The organism is Streptomyces africanus, from assembly GCF_030816955.1.
In the GTDB taxonomy this organism is placed as follows: domain Bacteria; phylum Actinomycetota; class Actinomycetes; order Streptomycetales; family Streptomycetaceae; genus Streptomyces; species Streptomyces africanus.
This window is the reverse complement of record NZ_JAUSYP010000001.1, coordinates 3,560,105-3,576,151: the sequence shown is the minus strand read 5'-3', so window position 1 is coordinate 3,576,151 and position 16,047 is coordinate 3,560,105. Positions and strand designations below refer to the sequence as shown.

Genomic DNA, 16,047 nt, shown 5'->3' with positions numbered 1-16,047 from the left:
GCCGCGCGGAACGAGTTCAGCGCGTGGTCGTGGCCAGGCGCAGCCCCAAGGCGACCAGCACGCCTCCGCTGACCGCGTCGACGCGACGCCGGATCCGCGGCCGGCGGAACCAGGCTCCGGTGCGGCCCACCACAGCGGCCAGGCTGAGGTAGAACACCGTTTCGATGAGCACCTGCACCGCGGCCAGCAGCGCGGTCGTGGCGAACAGCGGACGGCTTGCCGGAACGAACTGCGGATAGAACGCGATCATGAAGAAGGCGGCCTTGGGGTTGGCCAGCATCACCACTGTTCCTTCGCCGAAGGCCGCCCACCATCCCCCTCGGCTCGCGGGAGGCGTGATCGGCTCTTCCGCGTCTGCCGGTGCGGCCTCCGGGCGGGTGCGGCTGCGCCACGCCGTGCGCCATGCCTTGACGCCGAGGTAGACCAGGAACACCGCACCGACCATGCGCAGCACGACGAACGCCACCTCGGAGGCCGCCACGAGAGCGGTCAGACCGGCACCGGCGGCCAGCGCCCACACGTACAGACCTGCTTCGAGCCCCAGGACGGTGGGTACGGCCGCCCGCCACCCGCGCAACGCCGCCTGCCGGAAGATCAATATCATCGCCGGCCCCGGCGACGCCGAGATGAGGAGCACGGCGACCACGAACGGGGGTAACAACCCAAGGAGATCCATGAGTTGATCGTGCCAGCGCCCGGTTGCCCGCTCAACGGCTCACCCACCGAGGGCCCGACCAGGGCCACCGGGCGCCCGCCGTCACTCCGTCGGTTCATCCCCCGGCACGGCATCCGGCGGCACAGGTGCCACCGGCCGCAGCTTCAGCCAGACCAGGAAGAACACCCCCAGCGCGAGCATCCCCAACCCGGTCCACAGGTTGATGTTCACACCCTCCGCCTTGTCGAGGTCGGCGTCGGACGCGGTGAACCCCGCGATCGTGACGATCACGCCGTAGACCACGAACAGCCCACCGATGATCCGCCGGATGTCGAACAGCCGCGCCGCCGTCGCCGACTTGCCCTGCAGCTCGGTGACTTCCCGCTGCACGTCCTTGTCGGAGTAGAACTCGGACATCTGTCAATCCTCCCTCGGTCAGAACGAGAACGGGATGTAGCAGGCCGCGGCCAGCACGATCGCGCCCCAGCCCAGCAGTGCCGGCCTGCGATACCAGGCCTCGTCCCCGGGTGCCGGCGGCTCCGCCATGCCGGGCGAGGTCGTGCCGTAGACCAGCCCCCGGAGTTCCCCGACCGGCTTCGGCGCGGTGAAGAGCGACACCGCCACCATGACGACCGCGCCCGCGACGAACCCCGCGATCGCCGAGACGAAGTTGGCCCCCCTGGTCGGAGGGGATGTCGATGATGCCCTGCTTGTAGATGACGAAGTAGTTGACCATCGCGGCGGTGGTGCCTGCGAGCAGGCCCCAGAAGCCCGACTTCATGGATGTCCGCTTCCAGAACATGCCGATGATGAAGACGACGAACATCGGCACGTTGAAGAAGGAGAACAGCGTCTGGAGGTAGCTCATGATGTTGGAGAAGGACGCTGCCAGGAACGCCGTGCCGATGGAGGCCAGGACGCCGATCGCGGTGATGAGACGGCCGAAGCGCACGTAGTACGCGTCCTCCCGCCCCTTCACCACGTACTTCGCCCAGATGTCCGTCGTGAACACCGTGTTGAACGACGACACGTTCGCGGCCATGCCCGCCATGAAGGCCGCGAGGAGACCGGTCACGGCGATGCCCAGCACCCCGTTGGGCAGCAGCTGCTCCATCAGGTACGGGATCGCGTCGTTGTACTGCAGGTCGGAGCCGGACGTACCGATCTTCGGGACCAGCACCGCGGCGACCAGACCCGGGATCATCACCAGGAAGACGATGAAGATCTTCGGGAACGCGGCGATGAGCGGGGTGCGCTGGGCCGCCGAGAGGTTCTTCGCCGACAGGGCGCGCTGCACCTCGGCGAAGTTCGTCGTCCAGTAGCCGAAGGAGAGCACGAAGCCCAGGCCCAGGACGATCGTCAGCCAGTTCGCGCCCAGCGGGTTGGCGCTGCCGATGCCCGTGCCGCCCCAGGAGGTCATGAAGTCGGCGCCGTGGGACTTCGTGAGGGAGTCGGACAGGCCGTCCCAGCCGCCCACCTTCTTCAGGCCGAGGGCGGTGATGGGGATGAGCGCGGCGAGGATGACGAAGAACTGCAGGACCTCGTTGTAGATCGCCGAGGACAGACCGCCGAGGGTGATGTACGCCAGGACGAAGAAGCCGGCGACCACGATCGCCACCCACTCCGGCCAGCCGAGCAGCGCCTCGACGACGATGGCCATGGCGTAGAGGTTGACGCCGGCGATGAGGATGGCGGCGAAGGCGAAGAGTCCCGAGCTGAGCAGGTGCGCCGCCCTGTCGAAGCGCAGCAGCAGGAACTCCGGGACCGAGCGGACCTTGGAGCCGTAGTAGAAGGGCATCATCACCAGGCCGAGGAAGACCATGGCCGGGATGGCGCCGATCCAGTACCAGTGCGTGGTGTAGACGCCGTACTGCGCGCTGTTGGCGGCCATGCCGAGGATCTCGGTGGCGCCCAGGTTGGCGGCGATGAACGCGAGGCCGGTGACCCAGGCGGGCAGGGAACGGCCGGAGAGGAAGAAGTCGAGGCTGGTCTTCACCGAGCGGCGGGCGGCGAAGCCGATGCCGAGGACGACGACGAAGTAGATGCCGAGGATCGTGTAGTCGAGCCAGTTCGTGGGGAGCCGCAGTTCGGCTGCCAGGTGGACGGGGGGATGCGTGGGGGGATGCATGAGCCCTCGCTTCGTTGCGTGAACCGATACCTCGCGGAATCTACGCCTCGGTCTTCAGATGTTGAACACGTCTGATGATGCTCTTTGTTTGATTGTGATGTTGACGATTGGGGGGAGTCGTGTTTTGATATGTTTGGTTATGTTTGAAGGATGAGGAGTCCGGCGTGAAGAAGACCTCGACCCGGCTGGCCGACGGTCGCGAGCTCATCTACTACGACCTGCGTGACGACACCGTGCGGGACGCGGCCGACCGCCGCCCGCTGGACCGCACCGTCACCACGTCCGAGATCCGCCGCGACCCCCTGCTCGGCGACTCCGTCGCCGTCGCCTCGCACCGCCAGGGCCGCACCTACCATCCGCCGGCCGACGAGTGCCCCCTGTGCCCCTCCGAGGGCGACCGGCTGAGCGAGATCCCGGACTCGTCGTACGACGTCGTCGTGTTCGAGAACCGCTTCCCCTCGCTGGCCGGCGACTCGGGCCGCTGCGAGGTCGTCTGCTTCACGTCCGACCACAACGCGTCCTTCGCGAGCCTGAGCGAAGAGCAGGTCGGCCTGGTGCTGGAGGCGTGGACGGACCGTACGTCGGAGCTGTCCCATCTGCCCTCCGTCGAGCAGGTGTTCTGCTTCGAGAACCGGGGCGCCGAGATCGGCGTGACCCTCCAGCACCCGCACGGACAGATCTACGCCTACCCCTTCACCACCCCGCGCACCGCCCTGATGCTCCGCTCCGTCGCGGCCCACAAGGAGATGACGGGCGGGGAGAACCTCTTCGACGCCGTCCTGGAGCGGGAGCTCGCCGAGGAGCGGGTCGTCCTGGAGACCGACCACTGGGTGGCCTTCGTGCCGTACGCGGCGCACTGGCCGTACGAGGTCCACCTGTACCCCAAGCACCGCGTGCCCGACCTGCTCGGGCTGGACGAGGCCGCGCGCACAGAGTTCCCCAAGATTTATCTGGAACTCTTGAGTCGCTTCGACCGGATCTTCGGTGAGGGCGAGCCTCCGACCCCGTACATCGCGGCCTGGCACCAGGCCCCGTTCGGCGCGCTGGAGGAGTTCGACGGGGTCGTGCGGGAGGACTTCGCGCTTCACCTCGAGCTTTTCACCATCCGCCGCACTTCCGGCAAGTTGAAGTTCCTCGCGGGTTCCGAGTCCGGTATGAACGTCTTCATCAACGACGTGCCGCCGGAGCGCGCGGCCGAGCGACTGCGAGAGGTAGCGAGTTCATGAGCGGGAAGTACCTGGTGACAGGCGGCGCGGGTTACGTCGGCAGCGTGGTTGCCCAGCACCTGCTGGAAGCCGGCCACGAGGTCGTCGTCCTCGACAACCTCTCCACCGGCTTCCGCGAGGGCGTCCCCGCGGGTGCCTCCTTCGTGGAGGGCGACATCCGCGACGCCGCCAAGTGGCTGGACTCCTCCTTCGACGGGGTCCTGCACTTCGCCGCCTTCTCGCAGGTCGGCGAGTCGGTCGTGAAGCCGGAGAAGTACTGGGACAACAACGTCGTCGGCACCATGGCCCTGCTCGCGGCGATGCGCGAGGCGGACGTCCGCAAGCTCGTCTTCTCCTCGACGGCGGCGACGTACGGCGAGCCGGAGCAGGTTCCGATCGTCGAGTCGGCGCCCACCTCCCCGACCAACCCGTACGGCGCCACGAAGCTCGCGGTGGACCACATGATCAGCGGTGAGGCGGCCGCCCACGGCCTGGGCGCGGTCTCGCTGCGCTACTTCAACGTGGCCGGGGCGTACGGCGAGTACGGCGAGCGCCACGACCCCGAGTCCCACCTGATCCCGCTCGTCTTCCAGGTCGCGCAGGGCAGGCGCGACGCGATCTCCGTCTTCGGCGACGACTACCCGACGCCGGACGGCACCTGCGTGCGCGACTACATCCACGTCGCGGACCTGGCCGCGGCCCACCTGCTGGCGCTGGACGCCGCCACCACCGGCGAGCACCTGATCTGCAACCTCGGCAACGGCAGCGGCTTCTCCGTCCGCGAGGTCATCGAGACGGTCCGCCGGGTGACCGGCCACCCGATCCCGGAAGTGGTCGCCCCCCGCCGGGGCGGCGACCCGGCGGTCCTGGTGGCATCGGCCGCCACGGCCCGCGAGAAGCTGGGCTGGAACCCGTCCCGCGCGGACCTCGACGCGATCGTCGCGGACGCCTGGGACTTCGCGCAGCGGCGCGACAACTAGTACGGAACGAAGGGTCAGGGGTCAGGCATGAGCGAGGCTGTTGCCGACAAGGCCGCCGGGGCGGTCGCCGAGCGGTTCACGGAGCTTTACGGCGCCGAGCCGCACGGAGTCTGGGCGGCACCGGGCCGCGTCAACCTCATCGGTGAGCACACCGACTACAACGACGGCTTCGTCATGCCGTTCGCCCTGCCGCACCAGGCGGTGGCGGCGGTCTCCCGCCGTGCGGACGGCGTGCTCCGCCTCCACTCGGAGGACGTCGAGGGCGGGGTGAGCGAACTCCGCCTGGACGACCTGTCCCCCCAGTCGGACAAGAACTGGACGGCGTACCCGGCGGGCGTGGTGTGGGCCCTGCGCGAGGCCGGCCACGCGGTGACCGGCGCGGACATCCACCTGTCCTCCACGGTCCCGTCGGGCGCGGGCCTGTCGTCCTCGGCGGCGCTGGAAGTGGTCGTGGCGCTGGCCCTCAACGACCTCTTCTCCCTCGACCTCCGCGGCTGGCAACTGGCCCGCCTGTGCCAGCGCGCGGAGAACGTCTACGTGGGTGCCCCGGTCGGCATCATGGACCAGACCGCCTCGGCGTGCTGCGAGGCCGGCCACGCCCTCTTCCTCGACACCCGCGACCTCTCCCAGCGCCAGATCCCCTTCGACCTGGCGGCCGAGGGCATGCGCCTCCTCGTGGTCGACACGCAGGTCAAGCACTCCCACAGCGAGGGCGAGTACGGCAAGCGCCGTGCGGGCTGCGAGAAGGGCGCGGCCCTGCTCGGTGTCAACGCCCTGCGGGACGTGCCGTACGCGGAACTGGACGCGGCCCTGGCCCGCCTCGGCGACGAGGAGGAGGTCCGCCGCCTGGTCCGCCACATCGTCACGGAGAACGAGCGCGTCGAACGGGTGGTGTCCTTGCTGGAGTCGGGCGAGACCCGCGCGATCGGCCCGGTCCTGGCCGAGGGCCACGCCTCCCTCCGGGACGACTTCCGCATCTCCTGCCCCGAACTGGACCTGGTCGTCGACACGGCCCTCGCCTCCGGCGCCCTGGGCGCCCGCATGACCGGCGGCGGCTTCGGCGGCTCGGCGATCGTCCTGGCGGAGGAGGCGGACGTGGACGCGCTCACCAAGGCCATCCAGGAATCCTTCGCCGCGGCGGGCTTCACGGCACCCCGCGTCTTCGAGGCGGTCCCGGCGGCGGGGGCCCGCCGCCTGCGCTGACGGACGGACCGATCGGGCGCCCGGTCCTCCACGAGGAAGGGCGCCCGGTCATCTCTCCGCGAGGTCAGCGGTTGACGGCCTGGTACTCCTGGACCGCCACGTCGGTGGTGGTGGCGAACGTGCCGCTGGGCAGGTCACCGCCCGTGCCGCCCGCGCCTTCCCAGCTGATCTCCCAGGTGAGAGTCGCCTTGAGGCCGTAGGAGCCGTCCCCCGAGGACCGCAGGTACCGCACCCCGCACGGAGGCGTCAGCTCCGCTTTGCCCCTGGCGTACGGCTCTCCGATCGACCCGTCGTCGTTGATCCCGCACTCACCGGACGCCGGAAGGCTCTCCGCGTCCTCCGTCCCCGGATCGAGGTGCAGGCTCACCGGCTTGGCGGTCGTGGTCGCCCACAGCCCGGTCCCGGGCAGACTCGCCGTGACGGAAACCGGCTTGAAGGTGCCCTTGTCCAGCCAGACCCACGTGGGGGCGTTCACCGTCGACTTGCCGTTCGGCGCGAGGGAGACCTCGGTCGGCGGCACGACGGTCCGCTGATGGGCAAGCCCGGCGAGCGTCTCGGTGTCGATGGCCTGCGGGACGTCGGGGTTCTCGCCGTTGTCCACCCAGAAGGGATCACGCGTGCAGGCCTTGGCCGCCGGGTCGTCCTTCATCTCCGGGTTCCTGACAGCCACCCACCACATGCCCTTGTCGTTCTTGTCGACGTTGAAGTCCTTGTAGGGGTGGCCTCCCTTGTAGCGCGCCTTGAGGTCGGCGATGCCCTCGGGCGCGCCGCCGGCCGACTCGTACATGGACCACTTGGCCTCGTTGAAGGTCTTGAAGTCCTCGGCCTTCCAGTACGGCTCGTACCAGCAGGCCGGCGGCTCCCAGTCCACGGCCGTAGAGGTGATCGGACCGCTGTCCTTCGCCTTGGAACCCGGGGCCTTGATGGTGACGCGGGATTCCAGGACCCGGCCGGACGAGTCGCCGGAGGTTTTCCTCTCCTGGGGGCCGATGGTGTCGAACCCTCCGGCCGCGGCCGGAAGCGTCCCGAGGCCGACCAGCGCCGTGGTGAGCGCGGTCACTCCCACGCACCGCGTCAGGGCTGGCACTTCTGCGACCCCCGGTCCTCGGTGAGATCCCACGTCTGCCAGACCCCGTCCTCGTTCTTCTTCAGGCCGAGGTTGTAGAAGACGTAGCTGTTGGGCGTGGTCTTGGTGCCCTGCAGCTTGTTCGTCTCGCGGTTCTTGAGGTCAGCCTTGCTCTCGTCGACGCAGTACGTCAGCGCCGCCGACTTCTTGTCGAACACCGTCACTTGGCGGTCGAAGTAACGCAGGGTGCCGGCCCAGCTGGTCTTCTTGGCGATGGCGCCCTTCGCGTACTGGTAGATGCCCACCAGCGCGTTGTCCGTGTAGTAGAAGGCCATGCCCGACTTCTTCATGTCCCCGTAGGCCATGGCCTGCCACACCGTGCTGACGGTTCTCTCGTTGTCCGCCAGGATCGCGTCCTTGACGGCGTCGCCCGTCTGCTGCCCCTCGAAGACCAGCTTCATATCCGAAGGCAACTTGATCTCCGGCCGATCGATCCCGTCCGCCGTCGCGGACACCGACGGCGAAGCCGAGGGCGAATCGGCCGAATCCGCACCGGCGATCTTGTCGGACGACGCCCCGTCACCTCCCCCCGAGCCGCAGGCGGTCAGCAGCAGGGCCGCGGAAGCGGTGAGCGCGGCTGTCACGAGCCGAGCAGGGCGGTTCACGGTGTTCTCCCGTTGAAGTGGGGGGACAAGTCAAGCGAACCAACGCTATCGGTGGGCCTGACCGCGACGGCGACGAGGGCTTCAGCCCAGCCGCTTGGTCAGCGTGTACTCCGTGATCCCCGGCGGATAGTCCGGCACCACGCACACCACCTCGTACCCCTGCTTCTCGTAGAAGCGGGGGGCCTGGAAGTCCCATGTCTCCAGGCGGGCCGCGTGACAGCCCCGGTCGCGGGAGGCGATGCGTTCCGCCTCCGAAAGCAACCGGGCACCCATGCCCCGGCCCCGGTGGCGTTCGTCGACCCACAGGTACGTGACGTGGAGCCAGGACGCCCAGGTGTATCCGACGAGGCCGCCCGCCAGGCCGTCGTCCGTGTCGTTCACAGCCCACACGTGCAACGGGACGTCCCTTTCGTCCGGTGTCCCGCGCAGGGCGCGCAGCACCGGAGATGCGGCCGTGTTCGTTTCCCGCAGGCGTGTACGGAGCAGATCACGTCGGGCCTTGTCGACTTCTGTCTCAAGACGGAACATGCGGCACACCATAAACGCGCAGGGCAGTCAGTTCTGCAAATAACCTTCCGCTCCGGGCCCCCGGCCGTACTCTGATGAACAGCACCGGTGGGGGCCGGTGCCGATCAGGGGGCGAGACAGCCGGGTACGACACCCGGGGTGGGGGTAGCGGTTTCTGCACGGCGGCGGCCGTGCGGCTTCGGCGACCCGGCCGGACTGCTGTGAGGACGGACGGACAGATGCAGCAGATCCGGGCACCCCGGTGTCGTACCCGCGCGGTGCCGTCTTCCGACGATGGGGTATCCCCTGCTCTTATGGAGCCTGGGGGAGGGGGTTACGTGGTTCGCATCCGAGTCCTGGTCGTCGACGACCATCGCATCTTCGCCGAGTCACTCGCGGCGGCCCTTGCCGCCGAGCCCGATGTCGACGTCTCCGCGGCCGGCAGCGGCCCGGCCGCGCTGCGCAGTCTGGAGCGGGCGGTCGCCGAGGGGCGGCGGTTCGACGTGCTGCTCGTCGACGCCGATCTGGGCGGCAAGGTGCCGGGCGCCCGCCCGGCCGTACCCGTGCAGGAGGGCAACGAGGACGGTCTCGTCGACGGGATCTCCCTCGTCACGGGCGTGCGGTCCGCGCAGCCGAACGTACGGATCGTCGTGCTCGCCGAGAAGGACGACCCGCGCCGGGCCGCGCTCGCCCTGCAGGCCGGGGCCTGCGGATGGGTCGCCAAGGACTGCTCGCTGTCCCGGCTGCTCACGGTCATCCGGGGCGTGCTGCGTGACGAGACGCATCTGCCGCCGGCCCTGCTGACCGGCGTGCTGCGGGAACTGACCGCCGCGCGCAAGCACCGCACGGAGAGCGAGCGGCTCGTCGAGTCCCTCACTCCGCGTGAGCGGGAAGTGCTGCGGTGCATGGTGGCGGGGCTGGGGCGCAAGGCCGTCGCCGAGCGCCTCTTCCTGTCGCCGCACACGGTGCGGACGCACATGCAGAACGTGCTGGGCAAGCTGGGCGTGCACTCCACGCTCGCCGCCGTCGCCCTCGCCCGGCGTGCCGGAGTCGGCCCCGCCGACCTAGCCGGGGATGTTGTCGAACGGGGCGGTCAGCTGGCGTAGCAGCCCCGCCAGTTCGCCGCGCTGGGCGCGGGAGAGCTCCGCGAGGATCGCGCGCTCCTGGTCCAGCAGCCCCGCCAGGGCCTGGTCCGCGCGGTCCCGGCCCTCGGCCGTCAGCCGGACCAGGACGCCTCGGCGGTCGCTGGGGTCGGGGAGGCGTTCCACCAGGCCCTTCTTCGCCAGGCGGTCGATGCGGTTCGTCATCGTGCCCGACGTGACCAGGGTCTGGGTGAGGAGCTGTCCCGGCGAGAGCTGGTACGGCGTGCCGGCGCGGCGCAGCGCCGTCAGGACGTCGAACTCCCACGGCTCCAGGCCGTGCTCCGAGAAGGCCAGCCGGCGTGCCCGGTCCAGATGCCGGGCCAGTCTGCTCACGCGGCTGAGCACCTCGAGCGGTTCGACGTCGAGGTCCGGGCGCTCCCGGCGCCATGCTGCGACCAGCCGGTCGACCTCGTCCTCCATGGCGATCAGTGTAGTGGTTGTGTCGACGTAGAGTCTCTTGATGTTGATTTTCTTGACGTCAAGATAAATCTGGTGTCACGCTGTGTGCGCGTCCCTTACGGTCATCACGGACACCAGGAGGACCCATGCCCGCAGCCGCCGCCCCCACCTGGGACCCCGCCCAGTACCTCCGCCACGCCGGCCACCGCGCCCGCCCCTTCGCCGACCTCCTCGCCCGCGTCCCCGACCTCCCCGGCGACCCGCCCCGGATCGCCGACCTCGGCTGCGGCCCCGGCCATGTCACCGCGCTGCTCGCCGCCCGCTGGCCCGCCGCCCGGATCACCGGCTACGACAACTCGCCCGAGATGCTCGACAAGGCCCATGTCGATCACGAGGGGCCCACTCCGGGCGGCGGCCGTCTCGACTTCGTCCACGCCGACGCCCGCATGTGGGCGCCGGACGAGCCCTGCGACCTGATCGTCAGCAACGCCACGCTCCAGTGGGTGCCGGGGCACCTCGACCGGTTCGCCGACTGGGTGGCCGGACTGCAACCCGCCGGGACCTTCGCCTTCCAGGTGCCCGGGAACTTCGACGCCCCCAGCCACCGGCTCATGCGCGACCTCGCGCACGCACCGCGCTGGCGCGACCGGCTCGCCGGCGTCCTGCGCCACGGCGACGCCGTCCACACCCCCGAGGCCTACCTGGAGCGGCTCACCTCGCTCGGCTGCACCGCCGACGTGTGGGAGACGACGTACATCCATCTGCTCCAGGGCGAGGACCCCGTGCTCGACTGGGTGAAGGGGACCGGCCTGCGGCCCGTGCTGACCGCCCTCGCCGACGACCCCGAGGCGCGGGACGCCTTCCTCGCCGAGTACCGGGCCGCCCTGCGCGAGGCCTATCCGACGGGGCCGCACGGCACGCCGTTCCCGTTCCGGCGCCTGTTCGCCGTGGCCCGGAAGGAGGCGTGATGATCACCGCCCTCGACCATGTCCAGCTCGCCGCCCCGCCCGGAAGCGAGGAGCGGCTGCGGGCCTATTACGTCGATGTCCTCGGCATGACCGAGATCCCGAAGCCGCCCCTGCTCGCCCGGCGCGGCGGATGCTGGTTCCAGGCCGGTGCCGTGCAGCTGCACCTGGGGATCGAGGAGGACTTCCGGGCGGCGAAGAAGGCCCATCCCGGTCTGCGGGTGACGGGCATCGACGCGTACGCCGCCCGGCTGGAGGCCCACGGGGCGCCCGTCACCTGGGACTCCGCCCTGCCGGGGCACAAGCGCTTCTACGCGCAGGACCCCGTCGGCAACCGCCTGGAGTTCCTCGAACCTCTCTAGGCCTTGCGGCGCCCTATCAGGTGCGGCTTGGCCTCCAGTCCGTCCAGGCCGTGCCACGCCAGGTTCACCAGGTGCGCGGCCACCTCGGCCTTCTTGGGCTTGCGTACGTCCAGCCACCACTGGCCGGTCAGGGCGACCATCCCGACCAGGGCCTGGGCGTACAGCGGGGCCAGCTTGGGGTCAAATCCGCGGCTCTTGAACTCGCGGCCCAGGATGTCCTCCACCTGGGTTGCGATGTCCGAGATGAGGGAGGCGAAGGACCCCGTCGACTGGGGGATGGGGGAGTCACGGACCAGGATGCGGAAACCGTCCGTGTACTCCTCGATGTAGTCCAGCAGGGCGAAGGCGGCCTGTTCGCACAGTTCGCGGGGGTGACCGGCCGTGAGAGAGCTGGTCACCATGTCCAGCAGGCGGCGCATCTCGCGGTCCACGACCACCGCGTACAGCCCTTCCTTGCCGCCGAAGTGCTCGTACACCACCGGCTTGGAGACCCCAGCCTTCGCCGCGATCTCCTCCACCGACGTGCCCTCGAAACCCTTCCCGGCGAAGAGCGTGCGACCGATCTCCAGCAGCTGCTGGCGGCGCTCGGCACCGGTCATCCGGGTGCGACGCACTCGCCGCGGCTTGTCGTTGCTGGGGGTGCTGCTCGAGTCGGTCGCCACAGCGACCATCATGCCGCCTTGACGGGCTCCTTCCCGCGCCGGGAGCCGCCTTCCCCGGTGTTACGGCGCGAATCGATACGCGAGCGTGACGGCCAGCGCACGTCGTACGCCCAGCCGAGCATTTCGAACCAGCGGATCAGCCGGGCGGAGGAGTCCAGCTGGCCGCGCATCACCCCGTGCCGCGCGGAGGTGGGGTCGGCGTGGTGCAGGTTGTGCCAGGACTCACCGCAGGACAGGACCGCCAGCCACCACACGTTGCCCGAGCGGTCACGCGACTTGAAGGGGCGCTTGCCCACCGCGTGGCAGATCGAGTTGATCGACCAGGTCACGTGGTGCAGCAGGGCCACCCGGACGAGCGAGCCCCAGAAGAACGCCGTGAACGCGCCCCACCAGGACATCGTGACCAGCCCGCCGATCAGCGCCGGAAGGGTCAGGGACACGACTGTCCACAGGACGAACTGGCGGGAGATCGCGCGGAGCGTCTTGTCCTTGATCAGGTCCGGGGCGTACTTCTCCTGCGATGTCTGCTCCTCGTCGAACATCCATCCGATGTGCGCCCACCACAGGCCCTTCATCAGGGCCGGGAGCGTCTCGCCGAACCGCCACGGCGAGTGCGGGTCGCCCTCCGCGTCGGAGAACTTGTGGTGCTTGCGGTGATCGGCCACCCAGCGGACCAGCGGGCCCTCGACCGCCATGGACCCGGCGATCGCCAGCGCGATCTTCAGCGGCCGCTTGGCCTTGAAGGAGCCGTGGGTGAAGTGACGGTGGAAACCGATCGTGATGCCGTGGCACCCCAGGTAGTAGAAGAACACCAGCAGACCGAGGTCCAGCCAGCTCACGCCCCAGCCCCAGGCCAGCGGGACCGCCGCCAGCAGCGCGAGGAACGGGACGGTGATGAAGAGGAGGAGGGCGATCTGCTCGATGGACCGCTTCTGCTCGCCGCCCAGCGTGGCGGCGATGGCTTCTGGGTCGGTTTCCTGACCGGGCGCCTTCGGGGCGTTTTCGATCACGTCGGAACTACTGGTCATACGCGTCCCCTGGGGGGTATGTGGATGATGGAGAGGGTGCCGGGTCACGGGAACCCCGCAGTGCTTCCTACGGTTCCGTAACCTACGGCTTCGTAAGTATGGCAGCGCGTCGCCCGGCGGCAAGAGCCCGAGAGATGCGCGTCCCGGCCGACACCTATCCTGGAGTCGGTCGGACAGCGCGGTCCGCTCTGATTTCCTCCCGGATGTCCGATCCGTATGCGGCACCCGCCGCGCGAGACGCCGTCCGGGTACCCCCTCCCAGACGAGCTTCAACACTGCAAGGAGCCGCACCTGTGAGCAGTGCCGACGACCAGACCACGACGACGAGCAGTGAGCTGCGTGCCGACATCCGCCGACTGGGTGACCTCCTCGGAGAGACCCTCGTCCGGCAGGAGGGTCCCGAGCTCCTGGAGCTCGTCGAGAAGGTCCGCCGCCTCACCCGTGAGGACGGCGAGGCCGCCGCCGAGCTGCTGCGCGGCACCGAACTGCAGACCGCGGCCAAGCTGGTCCGCGCGTTCTCCACCTACTTCCACCTGGCCAACGTCACCGAGCAGGTCCACCGCGGCCGCGAGCTGCGCGCCCGCCGCGCCGCCGAGGGCGGACTGCTCGCCCGTACGGCCGACCGGCTCAAGGACGCCGACCCCGAGCACCTGCGCGAGACGGTCCGCAACCTCAACGTCCGCCCCGTGTTCACGGCCCACCCGACCGAGGCCGCGCGCCGGTCGGTCCTGAACAAGCTCCGGCGCGTCGCCGCGCTCCTGGAGACCCCGGTCATCGAGTCCGACCGCCGCCGCCTCGACATCCGCCTGGCCGAGAACATCGACCTCGTCTGGCAGACCGACGAACTGCGCGTCGTCCGCCCCGAGCCCGCCGACGAGGCCCGCAACGCCATCTACTACCTGGACGAACTGCACGCCGGCGCCGTCGGCGACGTCCTGGAGGACCTCACCGCCGAGCTGGAGCGCGCCGGGGTCAAGCTCCCCGACGACACCCGCCCCCTCACCTTCGGCACCTGGATCGGCGGCGACCGCGACGGCAACCCGAACGTGACCCCCCAGGTCACCTGGGACGTCCTCATCCTCCAGCACGAGCACGGCATCAACGACGCCCTGGAGACCATCGACGAACTCCGCGGCTTCCTGTCCAACTCCATCCGCTACGCCGGCGCCACCGAGGAACTGCTGACCTCCCTCCAGGCCGACCTGGAGAACCTCCCCGAGATCAGCCCCCGCTACAAGCGCCTCAACGCCGAGGAGCCCTACCGGCTCAAGGCCACCTGCATCCGGCAGAAGCTGGAGAACACCAAGCAGCGCCTCGCCAAGGGCACCGCGCACGTGCCCGGCCGCGACTACCTCGGCACCAGCGAGCTGATCAGCGACCTGCGGATCATCCAGAGCTCCCTGCGCGAGCACCGCGGCGGCCTCTTCGCCGACGGCCGCCTCGCCCGCACCATCCGCACCCTGGCCGCCTTCGGCCTCCAGCTCGCCACCATGGACGTACGCGAACACGCGGACGCCCACCACCACGCCCTCGGTCAGCTCTTCGACCGGCTCGGTGAGGAGTCCTGGCGGTACGCGGACATGCCCCGCGACTACCGCGCCAAGCTCCTCGCCAAGGAACTCCGCTCCCGCCGCCCCCTCGCGCCCACCCCGGCACCCGTCGACGCGCCCGGCGAGAAGACCCTCGGCGTCTTCCAGACCGTCAGGCGGGCCCTGGAGGTCTTCGGACCCGAGGTCATCGAGTCGTACATCATCTCCATGTGCCAGGGCGCCGACGACGTCTTCGCCGCCGCCGTCCTCGCCCGCGAGGCCGGCCTGATCGACCTGCACGCCGGCTGGGCCAAGATCGGCATCGTGCCGCTGCTGGAGACCACCGACGAGCTCAAGGCCGCCGACACCATCCTCGAGGACATGCTCTCCGACCCGTCCTACCGGCGCCTCGTCGCGCTGCGGGGCGACGTCCAGGAGGTCATGCTCGGCTACTCCGACTCCTCCAAGTTCGGCGGCATCACCACCAGCCAGTGGGAGATCCACCGCGCCCAGCGCCGCCTGCGCGACGTCGCCCACCGCTACGGCGTCCGCCTGCGCCTCTTCCACGGCCGCGGCGGCACCGTCGGCCGCGGCGGCGGCCCCACCCACGACGCCATCCTCGCCCAGCCCTGGGGCACCCTGGAGGGCGAGATCAAGGTGACCGAGCAGGGCGAGGTCATCTCCGACAAGTACCTCATCCCGTCCCTGGCCCGGGAGAACCTCGAACTCACCGTCGCAGCCACCCTCCAGGCCTCCGCCCTGCACACCGCACCCCGCCAGTCCACGGAGGCTCTGGCCCGCTGGGACGCAGCGATGGACGTCGTCTCCGACGCCGCCCACGCCGCCTACCGCCGCCTCGTCGAGGACCCCGACCTGCCGACGTACTTCCTCGCGTCGACGCCGGTGGACCAGCTCGCCGACCTGCACCTGGGCTCCCGGCCCTCCCGCCGCCCCGGCTCCGGCGTCTCGCTCGACGGCCTGCGCGCCATCCCGTGGGTGTTCGGCTGGACCCAGTCCCGGCAGATCGTCCCCGGCTGGTTCGGCGTCGGCTCCGGCCTCAAGGCCCTGCGCGAGGCCGGCCTGGACACCGTGCTCGACGAGATGTACGGACAGTGGCACTTCTTCCGCAACTTCATCTCCAACGTCGAGATGACCCTGGCCAAGACCGACCTGCGGATCGCCCAGCACTACGTCGACACCCTCGTCCCCGACGAGCTCAAGCACGTCTTCGACACCATCAAGGCCGAACACGAACTGACCGTCGCCGAGGTCCTCCGCGTCACCGGCGAGAACGAACTGCTGGACGCCGAACCCGTCCTCAAGCAGACCTTCGCCATCCGCGACGCCTACCTCGACCCCATCTCCTACCTCCAGGTCGCCCTGCTCAAGCGGCAGCGCGACGCGGCCGCCGCCGGCGAACAGCCCGACCCGCTGCTCGCCCGAGCCCTGCTCCTCACCGTCAACGGCGTGGCAGCGGGCCTGCGCAACACCGGCTGACCCGCTCCCCGGACACGACCGTGCCCCCGAGCCCGTACGGGCTCGGGGGCACGG

Annotated in this window: 15 protein-coding genes and 1 pseudogene; 7 read left to right on the top strand and 9 right to left on the bottom strand. The window is 69.9% G+C overall.

Annotated elements, in window-relative coordinates; all coding sequences use genetic code 11:
• Positions 1-16: 16 nt before the first annotated feature.
• The 3 genes and pseudogenes from QF034_RS16380 to QF034_RS16370 all read right to left on the bottom strand — a co-directional run bounded on the left by QF034_RS16380 (position 17) and on the right by QF034_RS16370 (position 2,783).
• Positions 17-676, bottom strand: coding sequence for a LysE family translocator (locus QF034_RS16380; protein ID WP_307175668.1), 660 nt, complete (start codon positions 674-676; stop codon positions 17-19).
• A gap of 81 nt (positions 677-757) precedes the next feature.
• Positions 758-1,072, bottom strand: a complete 315-nt coding sequence (locus QF034_RS16375; protein WP_307175667.1) for a hypothetical protein — start codon at positions 1,070-1,072, stop codon at positions 758-760.
• 18 nt (positions 1,073-1,090) lie between these two features.
• Positions 1,091-2,783, bottom strand: a pseudogene (locus QF034_RS16370) (sodium:solute symporter family protein).
• A 164-nt stretch (positions 2,784-2,947) separates the two neighbouring features.
• Here QF034_RS16370 and galT point away from each other — a divergent pair.
• Genes galT through galK form a run of 3 tightly spaced genes read left to right on the top strand, consistent with a single transcriptional unit; the run spans position 2,948 to position 6,171 of the window.
• Positions 2,948-4,009, top strand: a complete 1,062-nt coding sequence (gene galT, locus QF034_RS16365) for a galactose-1-phosphate uridylyltransferase (RefSeq protein WP_307175666.1) — start codon at positions 2,948-2,950, stop codon at positions 4,007-4,009.
• Positions 4,006-4,968, top strand: a complete 963-nt coding sequence (gene galE / locus QF034_RS16360; protein ID WP_307175665.1) for a UDP-glucose 4-epimerase GalE — start codon at positions 4,006-4,008, stop codon at positions 4,966-4,968. Before galT ends, galE begins: the two co-directional genes overlap by 4 nt.
• 27 nt (positions 4,969-4,995) lie before the next feature.
• Entirely contained in the window at positions 4,996-6,171 is a 1,176-nt protein-coding gene (gene galK / locus QF034_RS16355) for a galactokinase (protein WP_307175664.1), read from the top strand.
• A 64-nt stretch (positions 6,172-6,235) separates the two neighbouring features.
• Here the strand turns inward: galK and QF034_RS16350 are convergent, their stop codons facing one another.
• From QF034_RS16350 to QF034_RS16340, 3 genes are all read right to left on the bottom strand, one after another.
• Positions 6,236-7,231, bottom strand: a complete 996-nt coding sequence (locus QF034_RS16350; RefSeq protein ID WP_307175663.1) for a hypothetical protein — start codon at positions 7,229-7,231, stop codon at positions 6,236-6,238.
• A 14-nt stretch (positions 7,232-7,245) separates the two neighbouring features.
• Positions 7,246-7,902, bottom strand: a complete 657-nt coding sequence (locus QF034_RS16345) for a hypothetical protein (RefSeq protein ID WP_307175662.1) — start codon at positions 7,900-7,902, stop codon at positions 7,246-7,248.
• An 81-nt stretch (positions 7,903-7,983) separates the two neighbouring features.
• A complete protein-coding gene (locus tag QF034_RS16340) occupies positions 7,984-8,442 on the bottom strand; it encodes a GNAT family N-acetyltransferase (RefSeq protein WP_307175661.1) in 459 nt (152 codons plus the stop codon).
• 305 nt (positions 8,443-8,747) lie between these two features.
• Here QF034_RS16340 and QF034_RS16335 point away from each other — a divergent pair, with 305 nt between their 5' ends.
• Entirely contained in the window at positions 8,748-9,515 is a 768-nt protein-coding gene (locus QF034_RS16335; RefSeq protein WP_307175660.1) for a LuxR C-terminal-related transcriptional regulator, read from the top strand.
• On the opposite strand, the gene tamR is transcribed toward QF034_RS16335, so the two are convergent.
• Positions 9,474-9,971: a MarR family transcriptional regulator TamR gene (gene tamR, locus QF034_RS16330; protein ID WP_037667999.1), complete on the bottom strand. Its 498-nt coding sequence runs from the start codon at positions 9,969-9,971 to the stop codon at positions 9,474-9,476. The genes QF034_RS16335 and tamR overlap by 42 nt on opposite strands.
• Before the next feature lie 125 nt (positions 9,972-10,096).
• Here tamR and QF034_RS16325 point away from each other — a divergent pair, with 125 nt between their 5' ends.
• Positions 10,097-10,918, top strand: a complete 822-nt coding sequence (locus QF034_RS16325) for a trans-aconitate 2-methyltransferase (protein WP_307175659.1) — start codon at positions 10,097-10,099, stop codon at positions 10,916-10,918.
• Entirely contained in the window at positions 10,918-11,277 is a 360-nt protein-coding gene (locus QF034_RS16320; protein WP_307175658.1) for a VOC family protein, read from the top strand. The genes QF034_RS16325 and QF034_RS16320 overlap by 1 nt, the downstream gene beginning before the upstream one ends.
• Here QF034_RS16320 and QF034_RS16315 read toward each other — a convergent pair.
• Both QF034_RS16315 and QF034_RS16310 read right to left on the bottom strand, forming a co-directional pair.
• Positions 11,274-11,951: a TetR/AcrR family transcriptional regulator gene (locus QF034_RS16315; protein ID WP_307175657.1), complete on the bottom strand. Its 678-nt coding sequence runs from the start codon at positions 11,949-11,951 to the stop codon at positions 11,274-11,276. The two genes, QF034_RS16320 and QF034_RS16315, sit on opposite strands and share 4 nt — an antisense overlap.
• Positions 11,948-12,967, bottom strand: a complete 1,020-nt coding sequence (locus tag QF034_RS16310; protein WP_307175656.1) for an acyl-CoA desaturase — start codon at positions 12,965-12,967, stop codon at positions 11,948-11,950. Before QF034_RS16310 ends, QF034_RS16315 begins: the two co-directional genes overlap by 4 nt.
• Before the next feature lie 293 nt (positions 12,968-13,260).
• Here QF034_RS16310 and ppc point away from each other — a divergent pair, with 293 nt between their 5' ends.
• Positions 13,261-15,993 (top strand): phosphoenolpyruvate carboxylase, encoded by a 2,733-nt coding sequence (gene ppc, locus QF034_RS16305; protein WP_307175655.1) that lies wholly within the window; start codon positions 13,261-13,263, stop codon positions 15,991-15,993.
• Positions 15,994-16,047: the final 54 nt, after the last annotated feature.

What these genes read in the sequence shown, in the direction of transcription:
- QF034_RS16380 (WP_307175668.1), bottom strand. Translation starts at nt 676, where the DNA reads ATGGATCTCCTTGGGTTGTTACCCCCGTTCGTGGTCGCCGTGCTCCTC.
- QF034_RS16375 (WP_307175667.1), bottom strand. Translation starts at nt 1,072, where the DNA reads ATGTCCGAGTTCTACTCCGACAAGGACGTGCAGCGGGAAGTCACCGAG.
- galE (WP_307175665.1), top strand. Translation starts at nt 4,006, where the DNA reads ATGAGCGGGAAGTACCTGGTGACAGGCGGCGCGGGTTACGTCGGCAGC.
- galK (WP_307175664.1), top strand. Translation starts at nt 4,996, where the DNA reads ATGAGCGAGGCTGTTGCCGACAAGGCCGCCGGGGCGGTCGCCGAGCGG.
- QF034_RS16340 (WP_307175661.1), bottom strand. Translation starts at nt 8,442, where the DNA reads ATGGTGTGCCGCATGTTCCGTCTTGAGACAGAAGTCGACAAGGCCCGA.
- tamR (WP_037667999.1), bottom strand. Translation starts at nt 9,971, where the DNA reads ATGGAGGACGAGGTCGACCGGCTGGTCGCAGCATGGCGCCGGGAGCGC.
- QF034_RS16325 (WP_307175659.1), top strand. Translation starts at nt 10,097, where the DNA reads ATGCCCGCAGCCGCCGCCCCCACCTGGGACCCCGCCCAGTACCTCCGC.
- QF034_RS16320 (WP_307175658.1), top strand. Translation starts at nt 10,918, where the DNA reads ATGATCACCGCCCTCGACCATGTCCAGCTCGCCGCCCCGCCCGGAAGC.
- QF034_RS16315 (WP_307175657.1), bottom strand. Translation starts at nt 11,951, where the DNA reads ATGATGGTCGCTGTGGCGACCGACTCGAGCAGCACCCCCAGCAACGAC.
- QF034_RS16310 (WP_307175656.1), bottom strand. Translation starts at nt 12,967, where the DNA reads ATGACCAGTAGTTCCGACGTGATCGAAAACGCCCCGAAGGCGCCCGGT.